Origin of the sequence: Candidatus Poriferisodalis sp., assembly GCF_965221945.1 — a bacterium.
Taxonomy (GTDB): domain Bacteria; phylum Actinomycetota; class Acidimicrobiia; order Acidimicrobiales; family Poriferisodalaceae; genus Poriferisodalis.
Window position 1 is genome coordinate 2,956,391 of record NZ_OZ244925.1, and the last position, 19,102, is coordinate 2,975,492.

General features: G+C 64.6%; 12 protein-coding genes and 1 tRNA gene. 7 read left to right on the forward strand and 6 right to left on the reverse strand.

From position 1 onward, the window contains the following. Nucleotides 1-219 precede the first annotated feature (219 nt). Nucleotides 220-1,353, forward strand: coding sequence for a hypothetical protein (locus tag ACOQPH_RS13795; protein WP_420621945.1), 1,134 nt, complete (start codon nucleotides 220-222; stop codon nucleotides 1,351-1,353). A 134-nt stretch (nucleotides 1,354-1,487) separates the two neighbouring features. Continuing rightward, complete coding sequence (locus tag ACOQPH_RS13800) at nucleotides 1,488-3,347, forward strand: GmrSD restriction endonuclease domain-containing protein (RefSeq protein ID WP_420621946.1); 1,860 nt, start codon at nucleotides 1,488-1,490, stop codon at nucleotides 3,345-3,347. On the opposite strand, the gene ACOQPH_RS13805 is transcribed toward ACOQPH_RS13800, so the two are convergent. The 3 genes from ACOQPH_RS13805 to ACOQPH_RS13815 form a co-directional block, all read right to left on the reverse strand. After that, nucleotides 3,344-5,047 (reverse strand): IS1634 family transposase, encoded by a 1,704-nt coding sequence (locus ACOQPH_RS13805; RefSeq protein ID WP_420621888.1) that lies wholly within the window; start codon nucleotides 5,045-5,047, stop codon nucleotides 3,344-3,346. The genes ACOQPH_RS13800 and ACOQPH_RS13805 overlap by 4 nt on opposite strands. A 298-nt stretch (nucleotides 5,048-5,345) precedes the next feature. Further along, nucleotides 5,346-8,336 (reverse strand): hypothetical protein, encoded by a 2,991-nt coding sequence (locus ACOQPH_RS13810; RefSeq protein WP_420621947.1) that lies wholly within the window; start codon nucleotides 8,334-8,336, stop codon nucleotides 5,346-5,348. 30 nt (nucleotides 8,337-8,366) lie between these two features. Beyond that, on the reverse strand, nucleotides 8,367-9,272 hold the full coding sequence (locus ACOQPH_RS13815) for a hypothetical protein (RefSeq protein WP_420621948.1): 906 nt from the start codon (nucleotides 9,270-9,272) through the stop codon (nucleotides 8,367-8,369). Nucleotides 9,273-9,656: 384 nt separating this feature from the next. On the opposite strand from ACOQPH_RS13815, the gene ACOQPH_RS13820 reads away from it, so the two are divergent. Beyond that, the gene (locus tag ACOQPH_RS13820) at nucleotides 9,657-11,141 is read left to right on the forward strand and encodes a hypothetical protein (protein WP_420621949.1); all 1,485 of its coding nucleotides are present in this window, start codon (nucleotides 9,657-9,659) and stop codon (nucleotides 11,139-11,141) included. A gap of 34 nt (nucleotides 11,142-11,175) precedes the next feature. Next, complete coding sequence (locus ACOQPH_RS13825; protein WP_420621950.1) at nucleotides 11,176-11,346, forward strand: hypothetical protein; 171 nt, start codon at nucleotides 11,176-11,178, stop codon at nucleotides 11,344-11,346. A gap of 46 nt (nucleotides 11,347-11,392) precedes the next feature. Here the strand turns inward: ACOQPH_RS13825 and ACOQPH_RS13830 are convergent. Next, a tRNA-Met gene (locus ACOQPH_RS13830) sits at nucleotides 11,393-11,469 on the reverse strand. Nucleotides 11,470-11,777: 308 nt separating this feature from the next. Between ACOQPH_RS13830 and ACOQPH_RS13835 the strand changes: the two genes are divergently transcribed. Then, nucleotides 11,778-12,065 (forward strand): helix-turn-helix domain-containing protein, encoded by a 288-nt coding sequence (locus ACOQPH_RS13835; protein ID WP_420621951.1) that lies wholly within the window; start codon nucleotides 11,778-11,780, stop codon nucleotides 12,063-12,065. 60 nt (nucleotides 12,066-12,125) lie between these two features. Here ACOQPH_RS13835 and ACOQPH_RS13840 read toward each other — a convergent pair whose 3' ends face one another. Further along, complete coding sequence (locus tag ACOQPH_RS13840) at nucleotides 12,126-15,119, reverse strand: UPF0182 family protein (protein ID WP_420621952.1); 2,994 nt, start codon at nucleotides 15,117-15,119, stop codon at nucleotides 12,126-12,128. An 83-nt stretch (nucleotides 15,120-15,202) separates the two neighbouring features. On the opposite strand from ACOQPH_RS13840, the gene purN reads away from it, so the two are divergent. Both purN and purH read left to right on the forward strand, forming a co-directional pair. Next, nucleotides 15,203-15,919, forward strand: a complete 717-nt coding sequence (gene purN / locus ACOQPH_RS13845; RefSeq protein WP_420621953.1) for a phosphoribosylglycinamide formyltransferase — start codon at nucleotides 15,203-15,205, stop codon at nucleotides 15,917-15,919. Beyond that, complete coding sequence (purH, locus tag ACOQPH_RS13850; protein ID WP_420621954.1) at nucleotides 15,916-17,469, forward strand: bifunctional phosphoribosylaminoimidazolecarboxamide formyltransferase/IMP cyclohydrolase; 1,554 nt, start codon at nucleotides 15,916-15,918, stop codon at nucleotides 17,467-17,469. Before purN ends, purH begins: the two co-directional genes overlap by 4 nt. A gap of 72 nt (nucleotides 17,470-17,541) precedes the next feature. On the opposite strand, the gene ACOQPH_RS13855 is transcribed toward purH, so the two are convergent. Next, nucleotides 17,542-19,017, reverse strand: coding sequence for a PucR family transcriptional regulator (locus ACOQPH_RS13855; protein ID WP_420621955.1), 1,476 nt, complete (start codon nucleotides 19,015-19,017; stop codon nucleotides 17,542-17,544). Between the last annotated feature and the right edge of the window lie 85 nt (nucleotides 19,018-19,102).

Genomic DNA, 19,102 nt, shown 5'->3' on the forward strand with positions numbered 1-19,102 from the left:
CCTGTGAGGGCCGATCAGACATCGATGATGCTCGCAGCTGTCTGATTCCATTCTGCCGATGATCGCACGTCCGGCCTCGGTTCCAAAGCTCGATTTGCCGATGCCGCCTCATGGCTCGTCGGTGATCGGGCACACAACCGCTAGACACGGACCGCCGGCTCGTACGCGAGCCGATCATCGCCAGCATGACGCCGATGGGCAAGGAGACGCAGAGTGTCGGTGGATCAATTCGTTGACAATCCGGACTACACGCTGAGGTGGCCCCCTGACTTGTTCGCCCGCGAGGCGCATCGCTTGGTGACGAGGCCGATTCACGTAAGCGAAGCCTCCAGATGGTCGAATGAGGCCGAGCATCTCCTGGATGAGGCCTTCACATCAGGTTCGGCCGCCCGCGACCTCCGTCGCATACTGAACGTTTCGGCTGCAATCCCGTGGCTGAGCCAGCTCGCAGATATCGCGCCGCGTCTGCTGCGAGAGGCCTCACCGCGTCCGTACTTCTCGCAGCGGCGCTCAATGCCCGACGAGGCGACTGCAGCTGCGCTGCCTGATGTCGTCCGGGGGATGCGTCGCATGATTCAAGGATTCCTCGACCAGCACTACTTCGCGTCGGGAATCGGCTTCGCATGTGTGGACGGCAACGGCGACTTCGGCAAATCGCCGACGGAGCATCTGAAGGAGAGGGTAGGCAAGCCGCAGCTGTGGGTCGATGACGCTGCAGAGTGGGAAGATGACCACCCATGGGCGATACCGCCCGAAGACTGGTCCGTGGATGACTTATGCGACTTCGTCGAGGTATTCCACGACCTCGCCGCTCGTCCGACCTACGGCTGGCAGCACGACTTCAACGACTGCGGCTGGCATCCCAGCAGGTTCTCCAAGTCGGCAGGCCAAGCGCTCTATCAGTACAGGATGAACAAGTTGCTTGACGAGATGCGCTTCCACTATCGGCTCGCAGACAGCGGTGAGGACACGGGACGCATGGTCCGCGCTATGTCTGACGGACTTGACGACATCGTGACCGAGGTGCTCAACGAGGTCTCGCCGCACCAGGATCAAGTGGCTCACGCAGTCGCATTGTTCCGAAGACGAGACAGCACAGTTGAAGATCGCCGATCCGCAGTGGTGACCTTGTGCGGCATCTTGGAAGAACGCCGATCGCTCGCCAGGCAGACGATCCAGAAAAAGGACGACGCAGCCCTATTCGACATCGCCAACAACTTCCACCTGCGGCACCAGAACGCCAAACAATACAAGGACTACTCGCCCGAGTACCTGGAGTGGATTTTCTGCTGGTACCTATCGACCGTTCAGCTCGTCAATCGGCTGCTCTCAAGAGCGGCGGACGCGGGCTGAGGTCGCTGAGCCTTACCGGGGCTCGCGCAGGCTGCTCGTAGTGGGTCCGGTCCTGGTGGCCTGATCGTCACGAGTGAGGCGATGTATAGATTGCTCTCTGGCTCGGCAACGGTCGACGGAGCTTGGGGTGTGCTGTGAGCGTCACGAAGTACGGCATCGAGAAGGAGCCGTTGCGCGATCTCCTAGGTGAGGCCCGTGACGGCCAATCGCAGCTGCCGGACTTCCAGCGGGGATGGATTTGGGACGATGACCGTGTCCGGAGCCTGCTGGCGAGCATCTCGTTGGGGTTCCCGATCGGTGCGGTGATGATGTTGGAGACGGGCGGCGAGTCGGTTCGCTTTAAGCAGCGCCCCCTCGAAGGCGCTCCGCTGTCGCCGAAGAGGGATGCCAATCGTCTAGTGCTTGACGGGCAGCAGCGCCTCACCTCGCTCTTTCAGTCATTGTTTTTGGACCAGCCGGTGGAGACACGAGATCAGCGCGGCAAGTCGATCGGGCGCTGGTACTACATCGACATGCGGTCGGCGCTCGACCCGAGTGCCGACCGGGAAGAGACAATGGTGTCGCTGCCGCCTGATAGGCAGATCAAGAAGTTCGGACGGAACACCGTGGAGGACTATTCCACGCCCGAGCTGGAATACGAGGCGATGCTTTTCCCGCTGTCGAGAGTCTTCGACTCGATGGACTGGCGCCGTGGCTTCCAGCAGTACTGGAACTACGCCGAGGACAAGATCAGGCTGTGGGACGAGTTCGAGCAGAACATCGTCAAGCGCTTCGAGCAATACCAAGTGCCGGTCATCGAGCTTGGCAAGGACACCCCCAAAGAAGCTGTCTGCCAGGTATTCGAGAAGGTCAACACCGGCGGTGTGACGCTCACCGTGTTCGAGCTGCTGACCGCAACATTCGCCGCCGACAATTTCGAGCTGCGCAAGGACTGGGCGCAACGGGAGCAAGCCATTCACGCTCACTCGGTGCTGTCCGGTGTGTCGAACACAGACTTCGTCCAAGCCGTGACCCTGTTCGCGACACGAGCACGCAGGGAAGCCGCTCTTCGCGATCACCCCGACAAGGAGCGAGCGCCTGGAATCGGGTGCCGACGCTCCGACATGCTGGCCCTACGACTCGAAGAGTACGAGCGGTGGGCCGATCCGCTAGTCAACGGATTCAAGACAGCGGCCCGGTTCTTGCACTCGCAGCATCTGTACGACGAGCGGTTCCTGCCCTACGGCAGCCAGTTGATCCCGCTGGCCACGATCCTCACAGTCCTGGGCCGTGATTGGGAGTCGCATCGTGCGAGGACCAAGCTGGCGCAGTGGTACTGGTGCGGCGTCCTCGGCGAACTGTACGGGGGCTCAACCGAGACTCGATTCTCTCGCGACCTGCCCGAAGTACTGACTTGGATTCGCGGCGACGGACCCGAGCCTCGCACCGTCTACGACTCGCAGTTCGCTGCCAGCCGACTGCTCACGCTGCGCACACGACGAAGCGCTGCGTACAAGGGCATCTACGCCCTGCTGCTGCGCGAAGGCGCACGAGACTGGAAGACAGGCGAGGAATCCTCGATAGCGGGCTACTTCGACGCGAGCATCGACATCCACCACGTATTCCCCCAACGGTGGTGCAAGGACCGAGGGATCGAGCCGGCACGCTGCGACTCGATCGTCAACAAGACACCACTCGCAGCAAGAACCAATCGCAGCATCGGTGGCGCGGCTCCCAGCGAATATCTAGACAAGATCACCCAAGGCGAGGTGCCAAGAGGAACTCTGGCCGAATACCTGCAGTCGCACCTGATCACCCCCGAGCATCTGTGGGCAGACGACTTCGACAACTACTTCAAGACACGGCAGAGAGCGCTTTTGCGCCAGATCGCGACCGTGATGGGCAAACAACCCTCAGACCCGAGTTTGACGGGTGTTTTGCGTTTTGGCAGGTCAGTGGGGGCGCGCGGGTTGGTGTTTCCACTACATCGGTTCTGGGGAGGGGGTACGCGTTAGTGGATGCGGGCTTTGTCCCAGGTGCGTGTGGGGGTGTGGGTGGCGGCGAGGATCTGGTTTTGGAGGGGGCTGCGGCGGGTGGTGAGGGTGATGTGCTTGTCGTGGGCGGTGAGGCGGACTTGGCGTATGCGGTCGAGTTCTCGCAGGGCTCGGGCGGCGGTGAGGTGCTGGTCGGGCTGGTCGGGGTCGGCGATGTGGGCTGTTTGGAGGTCGCGTGAGATGAGGGTCTCGGCCAAAGCGGCGTAGACGCACACGGCGATGTGGCCGCGGACGCGTTTTTCGGTCCAGTGCCGTATGGGGCGCAGCCGCAGGAAGTCCTTGAGGGTCCGGAACCGGTCTTCGACGTCGGCGAGCTGACGGTAGGCGGCGACGACGCGTGCGGTGGGGGCCTGTTGGGCGTCAAGGCTGGTGGTGAGCACGTAGCGGCCGGCGAGGAGTCTCTCGTAGGCGTGAGCGTGTTCGTCGTAGTGGTAGACGAACCGGCCGGGCGCGATCTCGAGGTCGAACAGGGCGGCGACGCCGCTGGGCCCCAGGACGCGCTGCGCGGCGCGTCCGATCAGGGCGGGGTCTGCGAGCCGTCCGGCCCGGACTCTGTGTTCGAGGGCGACCAGGCCGGCTTCGGCGCGGGCGACGAGCTCGGCTGTGCGCCGCGTGTCGCGTCGGGCGCGGGCGTCGGACTCCACGACTATGGCTCGGGTGCCGTCGGCGAGGACGGCCTCGGCGGCGCGGCACCGACAGGCGGCCACGTCGGTCCAGGCGGTGTCGGCGCCGATGGTCTCGAGGGCTTCGCGGCAGGCCTTGTCGCGGTGCAGGCGGGTGGCGAGCACGTGGTCGCAGCCGGCGTCGGCGACCGCGGCGACGTTGCCCGCCGAGACCAGGCCCCGGTCCGCGACCACGCAGATCCTCCCGACCGCGAACCGCTCGGTGAGGTCGGCGAGCACGCCGGGCAGCGTGGACGCGTCGTTGGTGTTCCCGGCGAACACGTGGTGCGCGATCGGGACGCCGTCGCCGGTGCACAGCAGCCCGATCACGACCTGGGGCCGGTCCGGGCGCCGGTCGCGCGAATAGCCGAACGCCTTGGACCCGAACCGCTCCGAGGGACCCGTGGAGCCCTCCAGATAGGTCGAGGTCAGGTCATAGCACACGAACCGCAGGTCCAGGCTGGTCAGGTCGCACAGCCGACCGAACAGGAACTCCTCGGTCGAGTCCTTGACGTCCGCGACGGCGTCCAGCGCCCGGTAGTACTGCGCCGGCGACGGAGCGGACCACCCCTCGGGCATGACCACGTCGGCTGCGGCCCACTCGGGCAGCCGCCGCTTCGAGCACGGCGCGACCAGCCGGTTCGCCGTCATCGCGAACACCGCGTCGCCCAGCCGGTCGGCGCCGCGCGCCGATCCCGCCTCGGCGAACCAGCCGCCCAGGCCCAGCCGCTCCCACACCGCCGCCGCGCACGCCACCCCGCCCGCCGCGGGCGCCCCCTCGGCCTCCACCGCCCCAGGATCGACGCGTTCGCGTTCCAGATGGGCCTCCAAGGCTGCGACGATGCGCTCGAGCTGGCCCGAGCGTCGCAGCGCTGAGGCCTCGCCCAGCCGCAGCAGCGTGCGGTGCCCGACCTTCGCGCCGTCGCGCACCGACTCCACCAAAGACAGATACTCATACGTCTTGTCGCCCCTGCGCCGCCTCGTCGTCTTCACGAACACCCCAGCAGCATAACACCCACCACTCCCGCCAAGCTGCAAATGTCGCCCCTACAAAACCATCACGGAACAACCTCGCCGCACCCAAACCCGCAGGTCACAAACCCGACACCCGCCCAACACGCACCCCAACCCGTCAAATTCGGGTCAGACGACCCAGAAGAACCCGACGAGGCACCCGCCGACTACGAACTGTTACAGACAGACAGCCTGGCCGCGTATCCATTCGACGAAGCGTCGCCCGCGCCCGTCGGGACTGCGCTGTGAAGTCAGTATCACCGGTGGGGCAAGTCGTATCGCGTCACGTGGGGAAACGCTCAGGACGAGATGATGAGCGGGCCGCTTGACGCGTCACTCTGCAAGAACGGGTCCACATGGGGCACATCGTCATCCCAGTATCCATACCTAGCTGCAAGAAACTTGGCCCTTCGCGTTTTGGTGGGATGACGGCGGGTTGAGGGTCCGTTTGTAGGGGTCGAGGCCCTGCTGGGATCGGTGTTTGCGACGCCTCCTTCATTCGTTCCGCCGAAGGCGGCATAGGCCCTGACGATGCCAATCGGTAGTTCAGCGCGATGTTCATGGCTGCCGTCAGGATGTGCCAGTCGAGCCATCCCTCGCTTCGAAGCCGTGCCACGACCAGTAGGAATTGCCGCGTAGCGAGCAGTCTTGTGAGTGTAATTCGTAGGCTTTGAGGAACAGTCCTATAGCGGTAGTGCAATAGTTCGTTCGCGGTGTCCTTTGAGTAAGTTGGGCTGGGGCTATCTTGCCATCGAAGCTCTTCATGTTCGCTGAGTGTCCCCTCTAGGGAGTTCCAAGGCATTTCCACTGTCCTCCGGTCGAACCCGTTCCGCTGCTCGACCGCAAATGTGTCGACGAATTGTTCGAGCTGAACTGCCGTCATGAGCCGGTTCCCAAGTCCTCGCTGGAATCCTCGATCCATTGCGGAAGAAAGGTCGTCTCCTGGCAGCAGCGAGGCCTCGCGCAGAATGACAAAGAGCGCTCCAAGGAGATCAGCGTGCACCTCTTCCAGGTCAGGACTGCTTTGCGCTCCTGTCGGTGCCAGCCGCACCACCCATTCACGACCGTCATTGCTGGGCCGAGCCTCGATGCGCTCTGGCGCCGCAGGTGCATGCTGTTGCCGCACTTCGATTCGAACGGTGATTGCAGTTGGAACTAGGCAGAGGTCTTCATGAGCCAGTGCTGCGAGCATCGCTTGGACGCCGGCGGCGAATCTCTCGGCGATCAGGACCGTCTCGTCGTCGTTGTCGGTCAACAAGGTCCAGGAAGTTCCGAGCGCCGCAAAACGAATACACTTGGTGTCGCCCGTATCTGAGAAGGGCCGATTGCTGAGTTCGCCTTCGCCGAACGACTGCAATGAATCGGCCAGGCGCTCGGGCCGATCATCAACCAATTCGCTGATGAGGTCCAACACGCCGCTTCGCTCCACAAGCGACTCAATTTCAGAGGCCAGTTCCGGACTTGTGTGCCTCGCGCAGAGCAGAATGTAGCCAAGGTGCAGCATCGCCTCTTGGACCATCGTGTCCTCGTCGAGGTTGACTCCCCCTCTGCCGACTTCATGCTGAGCCACGAGCGCCAGGTCATACAGTTCGGCCGCACTGCACCATGCCCCCGAAAGGAACTCGCAGCTGGCGGCGAATAACAGTCCGCGGGGCGCAAGGTCCACCAGACCCCCATCGGAATCGTTCGCCGCCGTGACAGCCGCCGCAAGCGCATACGCCTTCGCCACTTCATACAAACGCAGCTCACGGTACAGCTGAGCAATCATGAGGGAAGCGAGAACGGACCCGCGCAGGGTGTCCCCAGACCACCATTCGACTTGGGCACGGTGCAGTTCCTCCAAAGCCAAGAGGACTTGATTGTCGGCCATGAGCGCCATAGCCCGGTCGCGAGCGCGCTCCGCGACAATGCTCTTGCCTCCGCGAGCACCAGTCTCAATGTCGATTCGCTCCAGCAGTTCACGCCATTCAGCTTGAATGCTCCAAAGAGGCATGTGGAATTGAACGATGAGCGCAAGCGTGTGCAGCGGGAACAGCGGCGCTTCTCCAAGGCGGTCCATCAGCTCCGTGAAGGCCGACAGAGCCCGAACCGGATCGCGATACTCGTACTCGCGAGTCAAGGTGGACTCGATCAGTGCCCACGGCGGGGCATCGATCTCGGCAGGGCTGGACCCAGGTTCGGGCAGATCGTCCTCGCTCAAGACCGGATGCAGCCCAAGAAATCCAAGTGCCGACAACAATGCAGCTCGCCTATGCGGCGTTTCGTTGAGGACGAGTTCCTCGATGCGTTCCGCGAGCGCGCCGCTCCAGCGGTCGAGATCGTCGGAACGGATCGTTGTGACACCGCGCAGTGCTGCCCCGCACGCGTACATCAAGAGCGTGCACGCATCGTCAAGACGAGCTGGCTCGGTCTCCGTCAGCGAGCCGTCTAGGTAGGTCCGGGCTACATCGTCGACGAGACGCATTTCCCCCGTCCCTCGCAGCGTTGCGACAATCAGCTCGTAGCGCGCACGCTGCTGGGTTTCGGCTGACAAGTCAGGGCGAGCAAGCAATTCCCGCATGAGTCCCAGCCAGAAGGGCAGGTCATTGCGTGCAGCTTCGCTGTAGACCGATTCCCTCAGCCCCGCCTTCAGGTCCAGGAAGACAGCAAGCGTGGCATCCTCGACGCGCTGTTCTCGCCACAGGCCTCGGCGCTCTAGGTAAGTCTCTGGGAGGTCTCCGTCGTCAGGCGGGGCGTCTGGTCGGAGTTCGGCGGGAAGGGCCAAGTACTGCTCTGCAATCCAGAATCCTTCGGATCGGGCGAGCAGTCCTGCGATCGACTCAATGTCGTGGAACTCAAGTCGGATGCCGTGAGCCTCCTGCACCTCGTCCACGAGTGCGTGCCGACGGCCTATGGGCACCGGATTCAAGGTGAACGCGCGGACTTCGTGAACTGGATGTCCGGAATCACAGACCTTGTCGATGTCGCTTCTGACCTTGGCGACAAGACCGTCGGCTTGTGTGGTGCAGACGAAGGCGACGGTTCCCTCGCTGACCAGTCCCAGGAACGCCCCGTGCGGGCCAAGCTCTGTGGCTAGGTAGCTGCGGAAGGTCTCGAAGTCTCGCCCCTGGTCGCCGCCTGCGGAGACCGATCCGGTGGCGGGCAGCACATTGGAGCAGATGAACTGCTGAGTCAGATGCCGGCATATGTGCTCGAACTGATGCTGTGCGTTCTCAGCAGGAATCTGGGCTAAAGCGAACTTGATCTGCGCCGCAAGCTGAGCGGGGTTAGCCATCGCGATCCCCGCCCAGCGCGATCCCGGTCGTCATCGTTGCCAATTTGGCAGGCTGCTGGGCGTCCAGCGAAACTGCGCGACCTGGGGGTCCCATGCGAGGTCGCGGTCGCGCTGTCGAGCGCGCACGATGAGGTGCTTCTCGTCGGGTCCAGCAGAATCGTCCGCAAGCTGACCGAAGGCGGTGGCGGCCATCGCTGCGAGTTCTGGGCGAAGTCGATCCGGCGCTTGAACTTCGTCAATGGCTTCGCGGTTGGCTTTGACGAGCAATTCCACCCACGCAGCCAGCAGGCTCCGGTCCTTGTGGATCGCCCACTGGTTCAGATCGTTAGTGAAACCGTCGTAGGGGTCGACCGACGGGAGTATGTCGCCGAGCTTGAAGTCGAGTCGTACGCTCAGCCTGAAGCAGTCGTCGGTGTCTGCGAATGCCCTCTTCTTGATGCGACAGCAGATCGCGTACCACACCTCGCACATTGTCCACGGGTTCGTCTTGGGTATCTGAACGCTCATGTCGAGCAGGGCGTATCGCCACGCGATTGACCCCACCTGGGGGTCGCTGTCGTTCAGCTGAGCGATGAACTCCTTCGCGGTGCTGAAGCCCAGGTCCAGCAGCTCGTGCTCGTACAGGCTCCAGTGCTCCCCGAAATGCAGCTCGATGTGGGTCTGGTCGTCCGGGTCCAACGCGCCGTAGAGCTTCTCCAAGTCATGCCCGTACTGGACGCGCAGCTCTTCGAGTGTGGGCGTCGGGGCTGCAGAAGCCTGCAGCAGCATCTTGAGGGCCTGCTCGATCCCGTTGTACGCGGCGGTGACGAGCGGCCACGCCTCGGCTGCCTCGTGGTCTCCGGAGTAGTCGGACTGCACGGGGTTCTCGACAACGAGCTTGCGAGTCGCCCTGCATGCGGTGATCATCCTGTGGAAGGCGAGGAGGTCGACGGTCACAGCGGGCACCGTACCTGGACGGCCAGCGAGCAGTGCCTCGATTTGGTCCCGAGATCCCTTTCGTCGCTACACGGCTCCGCTGATCGTCGGCCTGACATGGTGGGAGCACGCAGCGGGCTTAGATCACCTCAGTTCATTTGCCTCTCAGGACGGCATCAGATACCAGCATCTGATCGAGCGCCTCGCAGGCCCTGCGTATCGCTCAGCATCCAGTGCGAAGCCGAGAATCCTGACACCCGAAAATGCGACGCCGAATTCTCATCTGTTGTGGCAGATTCGCGATCTCATGATGTGCAGGAATCCGGAACGGCGTCACCCGCAGGCAAGATGTTGAAACAGTTCTGCCGTTGGGCATGGGGCCGGCGCGACGACGCTTCTCAATCGGTGACGCCGCACATCCACGCGGGAACTCAGGCGGTTGCCGACGAACGGCGAGAGCCAGCGTTGATCGATCTATCGGAAGAATGGGGCTTCACGTTCGAACTGCTGGAGGAAACGCAGGCTTGGCGCGAGCGATCTGTCCATGAGATCTTGCTGCGGGACAGTGACCACGTTGACGCCACCGCTGCATGCCAGATCCGGATACCCCTTGAGCTCGTCAGCCGCTACGCACCAGGAGCACAGGTTGGCGACCGTCTGCGCATGCTCCTGCCATTCGCGGTTCGTCCGAAGAGTCTCCTCCTCAACGTCGGCCTCGCAGGGGCCGATGGGAGTCCGGCATCACTCGTCCTCAAGCGAGACTCTGCCCAAATTCAAGCCGGATACATGTCGCATGTTGATGGTCGTCCGCTTGAGGAACAGCCTCTCGGAGGAGCACTGTGGGCAGGTGTCTCGCACTACACGTCTTGGGCCTGGCGAGAGCACTATGTCGGTCCTGAGAGACGAGCGCGGAAGCTTCGTTGGCTTGGTCTGGGCCGCGGATGGCGAGCAGATGCTCTCGCCAGCTATCTCAACGCCGATCTGGAACTGGGCATCAACGCTCGACACGTCACAGAGTGGCTGCGCCAGACGGAGGACGCTCGGATAGCGCTGGTCGAAGCCCTGCAGGAGGGCGAGGATCCGGAGTCTTCCTCGGAGTCGATTCTTCTGGCGGTTCCGTTCATGCCAATCCGACCACACGGGATCGCAGATATCGACATACTCGTCGCCGAGTTCTGCAACGCCGTCGACTCCATGAACCCTCGTGCGCGACGCTTCCTGGCCGAGCTCGGCCGTCGATGGCACGTGATCATCGACACAGTGGTGCCCGTCGACCGACCATGCACTGTCAAGTTGTCGGAGCAGCGTCCGTGGCGAGACGCTCCGTCGCCGTACCTGCGACAAGAGATTGAAGTGGGCGATGCGACGACCACCCATGTCGAGATCCGCGCCTCAGATCATGGCATCGTGCTTGACCGATTGCGCGTCGACGACTTCGCAGGCGAACGCGTCGACGTCAAGGTCAGCGACGATGCTCGGGAAACAGCTGATGCCATCGCTCTGTACGCCGACGCGAGCACGTCACCCGGCATCGTGCGAGTCGGCCTTCGGGCACGGCTTCGCCGCGGCTACTGGCGCCCGATCTGGTGGCTGCAACTGCTCATCACGATGGCCGGTGCCACCATGCTGTGGCTGCCCGGGACGTTTGCTCACCTAGTCGAGAGCCTGGCACTCCTGACGTTTCCACTCACGCTTGCTGGCGTCGTCGTCCTTACCCGTGAATCCACTTCGCTGGCCGAGAGACTGCTCCGGCGCAGCCGCACACTGCTGATGGCCTCCATTGCAGCGCTGTGGGCCGTGGCGCTGGGTCGACTGCTACTGCACGCCGAGGTTGGGTGGGCCGAATCGGCCTGGGCATGGGTGCGTGACACCATCAGCTGGATGGGCTGAGGAATACACTGAGTTCACGGAGCCAGGAGGCACGATGGCCAAGAATGGCGCAAAGGGCGGTGGCCGGAACGGTGCTGTAAGAGGCCGCAGTCAGTTCCAGAATCCGAAGAACGGCAACTGGATCAAGCGCGACGCGTCCTCGGGCCGCTTCATGGCGATGAAGAGATCTGGTGGCCCGTTCAAAGGCGTGCGACGCGAGGACTGATCTGCGCGAAACAAGCCCCGGAGCTGGGCTCCCGGGGCTTGCTGGTTGGTGGCGGGGGCAGGATTTGAACCTGCGACCTTCGGGTTATGAGCCCGACGAGCTTCCAGACTGCTCCACCCCGCGGCGAGAGCGACAACACTACCAGCGGCCTCCCGAAGCCAGCAAGGCCGTGGACTCCAACTGTCTGCTCCGCGTTGCGCCATCAGCTGTCGAGAGATTCACCGATGGCCTCTCAGACTTCAAGTTCGTGGCTCTCGACGCGGCAATACGCCATGTTCTCGCAGTCCGTGGTCTCGAGCTCGTGCGAACCGAATGGCTCAAGCCCGGCGATTGCTCGTGCAGTTCAAGGTGCGCCAGCGCCGCGAGCGGCGATCCCGCGATTGACGTGATATGTGTAATTCACCATAATGACGTAGGGGAGGTCGCCGCTGATGACACGCGCCTACGACGAAGTGGTTGCGGCGCGCCGAGCGCGCGTTGTTCCAGACGCGGCAGCACGCGGCGAGGTGCTCGAGCAGGCATACAGCATTGCCATGCAGGTCGTTGAGCTACGCGAGAAGCACAGCCTGACCCAAGCCCAATTGGCTGCGCAGTGCGGTGTCAATCAGGCCGATATCAGCCGAATTGAACGCGGCGCGATGAGCCCCACTGCGCGCACGCTGCAGCGGATCGCTGACGCTCTCGATGCCGACGTTCGCCTCGTGGCCCGCGCCACCTGACCGGTTCGCACAGCCGCCCTGAGCGCGAGCGGGTTCTTGGATGCGTCGCTGAGCGCAGGCTTAGCCGGTGGCGGCTTGTTCGAGAATGCGGGCGGCCCTGGCGATCAGGCTCTCGGCTTCGTCAACGGCCGTCTGGTAGGCCGCCAAGTCGCCTTCGCGCAGCGCCGCATCGGCCCGGTTGAAGGCCGTCGCGGCCCGCTCGAGCAGGTTGCTCACCGTGTCGGTGTCCAGCGTCGGCTCTGGCTCGTCGTCGGCAGGCGCAGCTGCCGCCGGCTCGTCGGGGGCATCATCAGGCGTCACGGCCGGCGCCGCACCCGTCAGGCTCACCGTCTCATTGATGATGTCGATGTCGACACCGCCGATGGCCTTCTCGAGTGCCCCCTCGAAGGTCTCTGAGATCGCCACGTTCGAGCCGATGCCGGCAATCACCAGCTGCAGCTCGGGCACCGCCGTCGGCCCGGTCGCCGCAATGAACAGCGGCCGCACATACAGCAGCGAGTTCTCCACCGGGATCAGCAGCAGGTTGCCGGGCCGCACCACCGAGCCGTTCTGATTCAGCAGCGTCAGCCGCTCGGAGATCTCCTCCTCGGTCTGGATGTTCGAGTTGAACAGCGCCGGACCGTCGATCGGCTGATCAGACCGGATCTCGAACACTTCGATCTGGCCATAACGGTCCGGATCGTTGTGGACCACCATGAAGCCTTCGAGGTTCTTACGAGAGTCGTCCTCGGAGAACGGCACGAACGGCCGGAAGATCACAAACGAGGCAGAGTCGTCCCCCGGCAATCGGAACAGCAAGTACTGCGGGGAAATCCGAGCCTCGACCGTCGCGATCACCTGCCCGGTCGTCTCGTCGCGCACCGTCTCGACCGTGGTCTGCCCGATCGAATCGCCCGGATCCTGCGCAACCGCCCATGCCCCGGCTGCGTCGTAGAACTCCGACGGCTTGTCCAGGCGGTAACGGCCCCACGCATCGGTCTGCACCCTGAACAGATCCTCGGGGTACCGGAAGTGCTCACGCAGCTCGGCCGGCGGCGGGCCATCGGTAAACAGCGCAGGGAACTGCTTGATATAGGACTGCACGATCGGATCGTCGTCGTCCACAACATAGAACGTGACCGTCCCGTCGTGGGCGTCCACCACGGCCTTCACGGAGTTGCGCACGTAATTCAGCGGCTGACGCAGGTCGCTCCCCGGCGTCGCCGCCCGCGAATTGGTCCGCTGCGCATACGGGAACTGCGACGTGGTCGTGTAGGCGTCGAGCACCCACTTCACCTTCCCGTCGATGACAACCGGATAGGGGTCGTTGTCGTAGGACAGGAACGGGGCCAGCAGCCGCACCCGGTCGGAGATGTCACGGTTGTAGAGAATCCGGCTGTCGCCGGTGATCTCGCCCGAGACCAGCAGGTTCGGCTCGGCGAAGCGCATCGCAAACGCCAGCCGCCGCAGGAAACCGCCGATGCCCACTCCGTCGGAGCCGTCATATCGAGTCGTCTTGGTGCGGTCGTCATCGTCCTGGAAGTCGACCTCGGCACGCTGGGCGCCCACGATGGCGTAGCCCGGCAGGTCCTCGCCCACATACAGCCCGGGCTCGTCCAGCTCCAGGGCCTCAGCACCCGGAGAAATCACGTTCGGGATGTCGCCCAGTGCGTACGCCGGCCGGCCGTTGGTGTCCACCGTATTGGCCGGCGCCGCCGCCACGCCGTAGCCGTGGGTGTAGGCGACGTGCTCGGTCTCCCACGTGTCGGTCGGCAGCTCGGTGGGCCGCAGCTCACGGGCCGCCAGCACGATCTGGGTGACCTTGCCATCGATTTCGTACCGGTCCACGTCGATGTCGCGGAAGTCGTAGAAGCTCTTGATGCCCTGGGTCTGCTGGAACGTGTCCTGCATGACGGCCGGGTCCAGCAGCCGCACGTTGCGCACCGTTTCGAAGTTTTTCTCGATGTCGGTGGCGGTCAGCTCCGGTGTGAAGTTGAACTCACGCGGCGTCACGTCGTCGAGCCCGAGTGCTATGCGGGTCATCTCGATATTGCGCTCGATGTAGGGGGCCTCCCGGGTGGACTCCGAGGGCTCCACCTGGAAGCGCTGGACGATGGCCGGATACGCCGCTCCCGCCAAGCCGGCAACGACCACCCACAACGCCACCGCGATGACCGGGTAGGTGAAGCCGCGCCGCCAGATGTTCACGATCAGCAGCAAGAAGCTGAAGATGCTGATGATCATGAGCAGCTGCAGGACGGGCAGCTGCGCGTTCACGTCTGTGTAGGTGGCGCCGTCCACGAAGCCCCGCGTCGACAGCGTCAGCTCGAATCTGTCGAAGTAGTACCCGATGGCCTTGATGAGCGCCAGCAGGCCCAGCAGCAGCGACAGGTGCGCCTTCACCTGCGGTATGACCCGGCTGCCTGCGGGTGCTTGGACCCGGATTGCCCCGTTCAGGTAGTGCCAGATGGTGGTGAAGATGAACGTCACCAGAACGGCAGCGAAGGCCCAGCCGATCAGGAAATTGAAGAACGGCAGGCGGAAGATGTAGAAGCCGACGTCGCGGCCGAACTGCGGGTCAGCGAGGCCGAATTCGGTGCTGTTGATGAAGAACAGCCACGCTTGCCACTGGCCCGAAACGCCCGAGCCGACCATGAAGGCCAGGATCAGTGCGACGGCGATGCGGATGAGGCCGCGGCGGCGGCGGCTCATCTGGCGCCAGCGGGCGGCGATGTCCTCGGGCGGGCCTGGAGGGGCCGACTTGGCGGCTATGCGCTCGGCGATGAACAGGTTCACCCACAGCAGGACGAAGAAGATCGCTGTGAACAGCAGGCCGAGGCCGATCTTGGCCCACAGCACTTTCCACCACACCGAGGCGAAGCCCAAGCTGTCGAACCACAGGTAGTCGGTGTAGAAGCCCGCCAGGCCGCGAATGGACAGCAGCAGGATCAGCCCGGCGCCGATGACGATGCCGATGATCAGGCGGAAACGGTTGATGTTGCGACGGCGCGGCACCCGCCGAGGCTGCTGGGGCTGCTCGGACGCGGGAGGCGGCATGTCCTCGGGGGGACGCATATGGCCGCGAGGCTACTGGGGCGCGTCGGCGCCGCAGCCAGCGGACCGCGCTGTCGGCGGGCGGGGCGCGTAGGTTCGGCGGGGTGCGGCTGGGGGTATTGGTTTCGGGAACCGGTTCGATCCTCGAAGCGCTGCTGGGCCGCGGGCTGCCGGTGCGCCTGGTGGCGGCCGATCGGGCGTGCCGTGGGCTGAGGATTGCAGCCGATGCCGGGATCGAAACCGTGCTGGTAGGGCGTGAGGATCGGATGGTGGATGTGGCTGGGCGGTCCGGCGGGGCTGGTGCGGGCGGCGAGTCCGGTGGATCGGGCCGGCGGCAGTTCGACCGCAACGGCTACAGCTGCGAGCTGGCGGCTGAGCTGGCCGGGCGAGACGTGGACGTGGTGGCGATGGCCGGCTTCGGCACTGTGCTGGATGGATCGTTCTTCGAGTGGGGCGGCGGGCGCTACCGGGGGCGGGTGCTGAACACGCACCCGTCGCTGCTGCCGGCGTATCCGGGTTGGCACGCGGTACGTGACGCGTTGGCTGCGGGTGCCGCCGAATCGGGCTGCACCGTGCATGTCGCGATTCCCGAAGTGGATGCGGGCCCGGTGCTGGCCCAGCGTGTAGTGCCAGTGCTGGCGGGCGATGATGAGGCGACGCTGCATGAGCGGATCAAGACCGTGGAGCGGGAGCTGTACCCGGCGACGATTGCGGCGTTCTTGGAGCGTTGCGAGACCGATGAGGTCGCCGTACCAGTCGGCGGTTCGACTGGCGGGCAGGCTGGCGGGCAGGAACGGATTCAGGAGGGACTGACCCGATGAGGGCGTTGATCTCGGTGTGGGACAAGACCGGCGTGGTGGACTTCGCGACTCGGCTGTCGGGGCTTGGCTGGGAGATCGTGTCGAGCGGCGGGACCGCTGCGGCGCTGGCCGATGCGGACGTGCCGGTGCTGGCAGTGGAGGACGTGACCGGCAGCCCCGAGATGCTCGACGGCCGGGTCAAGACGCTGCACCCGCGGCTCCATGGCGGGATCCTGGCGGACCGGTCGAAGCCAGCGCATCTGGCGTCGCTGGATGAGCACGGCATTGCCGCCATCGACCTGGTGGTGTGCAACCTGTACCCGTTCCGTTCCGATCCGGGCCCGGAGCTGATCGACATCGGCGGGCCGGCCATGGTGCGGGCCGCCGCCAAGAACCACGGCGACGACGTCGGCGGTGTCGGCGTGGTGGTCGACCCGGCCGATTACGAGCCGGTGCTGGCGGAACTCGCGGAGCAGGGTTCTTTGAGCTCCGCGACCCGGCGGCGATTGGCGAGGGCCGCCTTTGCACATACGGCTGCGTACGACGCGGCGATTGTCAGCTGGCTGGACGAGCCCGACGATGCGGAGTCCGGGACCGCCGATCCGGGGGACACTCCCCTGCCGCCCACCGTGCATCTGGCGCTGGAGCGGGTCGACGAGTGCCGCTACGGCGAGAACCCGCACCACCTCGGGGCCCGGTATCGACCGGTCGGCGAGCTGACGTGGTGGGACCACGCCTTCCAGCACCGCGGGCTGGCGCTGAGCTACCTGAACTTCTTCGACGCCGATGCGGCCTGGCGGATCGTGCACGACCTGGGCGATGCCGAGGACTGCCCGGCTGTGGTCATTGTGAAGCACGCCAACCCGTGCGGCGCGGCCGCCGGCGACGACCTCGCCGAGACCTACCAACGGGCGTACGACTGCGATGCCCGTTCGGCATTCGGCGGCATCGTGGCGTTCAACCGAGTGGTCGACCTGGACACGGTCGAACGCCTGGAAGCCGCAGCACAGGCCGACCTGGTGATCGCGCCCGGGTACGAGGACGGCGTTGTCGAGCGCATCGAGGCGAAACGGCGCAACACCCGGGTGCTGGAAGCGCCCCGACCTGAGTCGGTGGGCATCTCGCTGCGGCAGATCAACGGCGGCTGGCTGGCGCAGTCTCCACATGCCTTCGCCTCAGCGCCCGAGGACTGGCAGGTGGTGACCCAGCGCCGGCCCACCGAGCAGGAGCTGGCCGATGCCCGCTTCGCTTGGCGAGTGTGCGGGCATGTCACGTCGAACGCCATCGTGCTGGCGCGTGACCGCACGGCGTGGGGCATCGGTGCCGGCCAGCAGAACCGGGTGGAGTCAGGCCAGCTCGCCGCCTCGAAGGCCGACGGGCGTGCCGCGGGCGGCGCCTGCGCCAGCGACGCCTTCTACCCGTTCCCCGACGGCGTCGAAGCCGCCGCCGAAGCCGGCGTGAGCGTGGTGGTTCAACCCGGCGGCGCCCTGCGAGACGACGACGTCATCGCCCGAGCCAACCAACTCGGCCTCGCCATGCTCTTCACCGGGGAGCGTCAGTTCCGGCACTGACAAGTGCCGGAACCATCAGACACAGTCGGCACTAGCGCATCGGCGTCGCTGCGCTATGAGTCGGTGTGAGCCCTAGCTCACCCGCATGGCGCGGGTGCCGAGTTCTACGAGGAGCCTCTGCTCAGGATCGGCGAGGTCAACCTCGAGGGCATCCAGTATTCGATTAATGCGGTACCGGACGGTGTTTCGATGCACCTGCAGGCGATGAGCGGTCAGCTTGACGTTCTGACCCGAGTCCAAGTACGTCCGCAGCGTGCGAACCGCCTCGCCGATCTTGTTTTCGCCTAGTTCGGCCAGCGGTGCAAGCAGCTCATCGATCGTCGCCCGCACGTCGTCGACCTCGTACCACCGGATAAGTGCTCGGGCGAAACCGAGCCGGTCGAAGTGGTGGAGTTTGTTGGTGATGCCTCCCGCTTTCGCGGCCCGGAGCGCCGAGAACGCCTCGTCGGCTGTGTTGCGAAGCCCGGCGGCGCCGCCCTGCACGGATCCGACTCCGGCGGACCATTCCAGACTCGGTTCGACCTCTTCCAGTTGTGCGAGCCCCGAGCGCAGCCGGGCATCGAAGATCTCAGCGTGCCGGGGATTGTGGCGGTGCTCACTCATGATCAGCAGGACTGACGCATTCGTCCCCGCGGACGTCCACGAGTCGTCGCCGGCAATGACTTTGTCGATAAGCACCCGGGCGGCACGCAGCTGGCGCCGGTAGTTGTCGGCCGCATCGTGACCGCCGACAGCAAGATTGTGGAGATCAACATGGGCTCCGAGGTGGTGCCCCTCCACCGCAAAGCCGCTCCGGCGAAGCCTCGTAAGGGCTTCCGCGCTCGTGCTCGCGTCGCTCAGAAGGAATTCGTTGAGGAGCTCCCCGCGGGACCGCACGGGAAAGTTGGCTTGTTCGAAGTCCCGTCGCAGGGTCTCCTCGATGGCACGGCCGGCGTAGGTCAACGCGGCGCGGGCGATGACGTCTGTTGTTCTCGCATGGAGCGTGAGGAAGATGGGCCGCCCCGAGCCGGTGTCGAGGGGCACGGCTGTGACGTTGAGACGCTCGATTTCGAGGGTTACGTCGCAGTCCAATGCCGCCGACATGTGGCCAAGTAGCTGGGAAAGATCCTCGGCGCCAGGATCGTGGGAGTCGACGATTCGGCAGAGATTCTCCAAGCGAGTGACCGCTTCGCGGTGCCCCCCGACATTGACGTCTCGCACGTGCACGGCGATCGCCGCCACGTCGGCGCCCGGAGCAAGCGCCACGAGCCCCAGATTCCGTCGTTCGGCAGCCCGCATCGCCGTGGCCGACGGCGCATCAGCATGACCCGATAGCGCAATGCCGGCGACGCCCTCAGGGGCCTGTCCCAAGCCCAGGTCGAAGCGGTACGAGGAAGCCTCAGCGGAAAGCGCTGGTGCCAGCACCAACAGCGCGCCCTCGTTCGCCGCCCCTATGGCGTCATAGCTGTCGATCATCTGAAGAGATCCCACGTCTCGGTCCAGCGCTGCCGCCGATGCCTGCAGGACGCCGATCGACGGATTGTGGTTCACCAGCTCTCCGAGGCGCATGTCCGTGAACCTATGTGTTCTGTTCGCTTAGCACAAGTAATAGCAAATTTCTTCATTAATGCACCAAGAATTGGGCGAACCGTCA